Origin of the sequence: Streptomyces sp. RP5T (assembly GCF_003933965.1) — a bacterium.
Lineage (GTDB): Bacteria > Actinomycetota > Actinomycetes > Streptomycetales > Streptomycetaceae > Streptomyces.
The window spans coordinates 1-1,326 of sequence record NZ_RSAJ01001091.1; the positions used below are offsets into that span (position 1 = coordinate 1).

At 77.8% G+C, this 1,326-nt stretch carries 1 protein-coding gene and 1 pseudogene; both read right to left on the reverse strand.

Annotated features, from left to right (window positions below):
- A pseudogene (locus EHS43_RS44685) lies at positions 1-826 on the reverse strand (MBL fold metallo-hydrolase); the annotation flags it as partial.
- A partial coding sequence (locus tag EHS43_RS44690) for a ComEA family DNA-binding protein (protein ID WP_148104352.1) occupies positions 823-1,326 on the reverse strand: 504 nt, incomplete at its 5' end. The gene EHS43_RS44690 and the pseudogene EHS43_RS44685, both read right to left, overlap by 4 nt.

Sequence of the window (1,326 nt, forward strand, 5' to 3'; positions counted from 1 at the left end):
CCTCAGGTCCTTCCCGGCCCCGCACCCGCAGCACGGCCGCGACCCGGTCGCTCCCGACCAGGGCCGGCGCGGCCCGCGCGGTGACCCGCACCCGCGTGGACGGCAGCAACCCGAGCCAGGGGGATCGGGCGGGCCCCTCCACGGTGGGCACGGAACCGGACGCCTCCCCTCGGCTGGCGGACCGACCGGTGGCGGCCACCGCGTCCGCGCCCGGGCCGCCCGAACCGCCCGAACCGCCGAAGCCCGCCCGCGCGTCGACGATCAGCAGCACGGGCGCCCGCGTCGCCACCACCCTCCCGTCCGCCGTCTCCACCCGCCGCACGTCGGCGCTGATGACGACCGCGGTCGGGGCCATGTGGTCCCCCGTGACCCGGGGGCGGGTCAGCCGGGGGTCGGAGGTCACCCGCACCTCGGCGGTCACCGTGGCGTACTGCCGGGCCAGCGCGGGCACCGGTCCCCGCCGCAGATCGGCTCCGTGCAGTCCGGCCGAGACGGCGGCGGCCGCGACACAGAGCAGCACGGCGGCGACCGGCACCCGGCCGCCGGTCGCGCCGAGGCCCCGCCTCCCGCGCCGCCGTCCCGACAACAGCACGCACGCGATGACCAGGCAGCCGGCCACCAGCACCGTGACCAGCCCCGCCGACACGTGCAGGGTCACAGCGGCCGTGCCCCAGGCCGCGAGCGCCGCCGGCACCAGCCGCAGGTCCGTGGGCCCCTCCTGCCTCGGGTGAGCATCCCCGAGCGGCTTCCCCGAGGCCGCGTGCACACCGGCCCTGGGACCCGCCTCGCCCGCACGCCCTCGCCGCGTCTCCAGGCCGCTCCTCATGGCCGTACGAGATTTCGCAGGTCGGCGAAACGGCGGTCTCCGATGCCGTTGACGTCCCGCAGTTCGTTCACCGAGCGGAAGCCGCCGTGCCGGGTGCGGTAGTCGACGATGTGCTGGGCGAGCACGGGGCCGACGCCGGGCAGGGTGTCGAGCTGGTCGACGGTGGCCGTGTTCAGGGAGACGGGTGTCGCCGCCGAACCGGCGGGGCCTCCGGCGACGGGAGCACCCATTCCGGGTGCCGGTGCCGGTGCGGGCGCGGGCGCGGCCGGGCCCCCGACGACCACCTGCTCGCCGTCCACGAGGAACCGAGCCCGGTTGAGTGCGTCGGTGTTCGTGCCCGGCCGTACGCCACCGGCCGCCTTCAGCGCGTCGGCGACCCTCGAACCGGCCGGCAGACGCTGGATCCCGGGCGCCCGGACCTTCCCGCTGACGTCCACGACGATCTCGGCCCCGGCCGTCCCCGCCGCGTCGGAGCCCCCGGCCGCGACGACGGGTCCGGC